Raw genomic sequence first — 2,642 nt, 5'->3', positions numbered from 1 at the left:
CAGATGCCGAATCTCGTTGTTGTCCATACCGATGTTGAACGCGAAAGCCGCTTCGGTGCCATCCGGTGAGGCCGCTGATCGTGTCAGGGCCGCGCCGCTGTCGAGTCCGGTGCTCCACACCTCACGTAACGTCTTGTCCACGACCACGATCCGGTCGCCGGCGGGGAAGGCGAATCCGTCTCCGAGGCGCTCCATTGTCGGTTCGAACGCGATCGGATACTCGCCTGCGAGCGTGGTTTGACCGAGTCCCGAGATGGTGAGCAGGCTGACCTGATCGTGGCGATTGATCGGTGGGTTCAACTCCGCGGAGATCCCGACCCAATCCTGCGGTCCGGCATAGGGCGGGGCGTCCTCACCGCGGTATGTGAGGTAGGCGTAGGTGCCGGTCGCAGCGATCGCGATGACCGCTGCGGCCGCGCCCGCCGCGAGCTTGAGACGGGTGGAGGGGGTCACTCGAATCTCCGGGTGTTGTGCGATTTGAGGATGTCGATCGGATAGACGCCGAAGTTGGGTGGCTGGTACGGGTAGCGCTCGCTGATGTCGAGACCGCCGCCGGAGGCATGCTTGTAGGCAGCCCACACCAGTTGGGAGCAGTTGTAGGAGTCGTCGTACACCTGGGTCCGGGTGAGCAGGAAGTTGCCGTTGTAGCCCTTGCCGACCTGCTGCTCCGCGAACGCTGCGGCCGCGTCGCGAGTCGCGTTATCGGTGTTGACCGACAGGTAGATCGGTCGACACACGCCCTTGCGGGCATCGCCTTTGAGCAGCCGGACACCCAGCTCTTCGTCCACCGCCTCCACGGTCCAGATATCGTCGGTGCCGCCGGTGTGGTCGTTCCTGACGAATATGCCGTTGTGCCCGTGATTGGCAACCCGGTAGGACGTTGCGTCGGAGAAGAAGACGTCGCCGCGGTTGGTCCGGTCGTTGCCCGGCGGGATGAAGTCGCAGTTGGTGCTGTTGCCTCCGTCGGAGACCTCCTGCACCTCGTCGTAGGAGCCTTGAACACGGTCGAGCACTGCGTGGAACCCCTCGTCGGTCGCCATGCCGACTTCTTCGATCACTTCCTTGCCTGTCCGGTAGATCTCATCGAGATCGCCGATCTGTAGCAGATCAGCGATCTGCGCGATGACGTCGGCGTAGCCGGTGATCTCACCATGCTGGAACTGCTGGGTGAAGCGAACGGTACCGTCGACCGGGCGTGGGGGTTCGATCGGGTATCCGTGCGGTCCGGTCTCGTATCCCTCGGCGGCCCACGTGTCGTGGATTTGTCCGGTGACCTCATAGGCGCCGGTGCTGGGGTGCCAGTAGATCGAACCGTTCTCGAAACGGTTGAACCGGCCCACTCCATCCGCGGTCGTGGTCTCGTCACTGACCGGGTACCCGAGAAGTCCTTGCTCCCAGCCGATCTCACCCCATCGGTCGCGGACAGCGCCCGCCACGTAATAAGCCTCGTTGAGTTTCCAGTAGACGGTGCCGCCGTCGAAGTACTGGCGTCGGCCGATGCCGTCGGGGTTGACGAGTTCGTCGGAGGTCGGATAGCCCAGTGGGCCGCCTTCCCAGCCGTTGCGCTGCCAGGCAGCGAAGAAATGGTTCACCACCGGATGCGCACCACCCCACGGCGACCAGTAGATCGGCCCGTTCTGGAACGTCGACCGTTTCCCGACACCATCGGGGTTGGTCAGCTCATTGCTGGTGGGATAGAGCAGGAAGCTGTTCGGGCCACCGAGGGAGTTGTACTTGTCGCGGATCGCGCCGCACACCTCATAGGGGGCGGGCCAGTACACCTGGCAGCCGGGTGCGGCGAAGGCGGTCACCTCACCCGAGGTGGCCGCCAGCTGCGCTTCCATCGTCTCGGCTTTGTCGGCGTCTTCTTTGCTGAACCCGTCGGGGATCTCCTGGCAGTCCGAGCGCATCCTGCCCGGTACGACCTCTCGATTGGGGTTCTTGGTCGGCTCCCACTTCTCCGGCTTGACCTTCTTGCCGCCCGGCGGGCCGGCCGGACACGAACCCTCCTGCGAGGTTCGCGTTGTCGGCGGCAGCGTTCCAGGTGGTTGCTGTCGCGGGCTCGTGGTCGGTTGAGGGACCGCCGACGATGAAGGAGCGGTGGTGCTCGGAGACGCCGGTGAGGTTGTCGCCGACGGTGCGCTGGGTGTAGCAGGGACAGGCACCGTGGTCGTCGGCATGGGAGACGCCGATGGTGTGCTGGAAGGTGCTGTCGGGCGTGGACTGTCGGTAGCGGGCTGTGCGTGCGCGAGCTGTGCTCCGGTAGCGATCACGAGCATAGCCATGCCGACACCACTCACATGGCGCAGGGTGCGGTGTCTGCGCGACGATTCCCCTCGTACCGGACTGAATGACGGTCTCATCAGACCCCCCTCTCCTCATCAGGTTCGCCAGACTATTGCTGGCGTGGAATCAGAACATCACATAGGTCACTTGTTGTCACTCTTGCCACACCTGCACGAGGCCATTGCCAGATAGTTGCTGCTCCTGCGGATTGTCTGGCCCGGCGGTCAGGCACCGAGCTGCGATACTCAGATCTACAAGTGCCGCAACGTCATCGAATGTGCCTTCAACCGCGCCAAGTGGTGGCGGGCGGTGGCCACCTGCTATGACCAGCTCGCCATCACCTACCGGTGCCCGAT

The 2,642-nt window shown here is 64.0% G+C and carries 2 protein-coding genes; both read right to left on the bottom strand.

All coding sequences use genetic code 11. The features are described from left to right. A partial coding sequence (locus tag ON31_RS29635) for a hypothetical protein (protein WP_039818397.1) occupies positions 1 to 453 on the bottom strand: 453 nt, incomplete at its 3' end. After that, complete coding sequence (locus ON31_RS34940) at positions 450 to 1,910, bottom strand: YiiX/YebB-like N1pC/P60 family cysteine hydrolase (protein ID WP_051037927.1); 1,461 nt, start codon at positions 1,908 to 1,910, stop codon at positions 450 to 452. The genes ON31_RS34940 and ON31_RS29635, both read right to left, overlap by 4 nt. Positions 1,911 to 2,642 lie beyond the last annotated feature (732 nt).

The sequence above is a fragment of the Nocardia otitidiscaviarum NBRC 14405 genome (assembly GCF_000308635.1).
In the GTDB taxonomy this organism is placed as follows: Bacteria; Actinomycetota; Actinomycetes; order Mycobacteriales; family Mycobacteriaceae; genus Nocardia; species Nocardia otitidiscaviarum.
The sequence above is the reverse complement of the archived record's forward strand: the minus strand, read 5'-3'. Positions and strand labels throughout refer to the sequence as shown.

What these genes read in the sequence shown, in the direction of transcription:
- ON31_RS34940 (WP_051037927.1), bottom strand. Translation starts at nt 1,910, where the DNA reads ATGCGCTCGGACTGCCAGGAGATCCCCGACGGGTTCAGCAAAGAAGAC.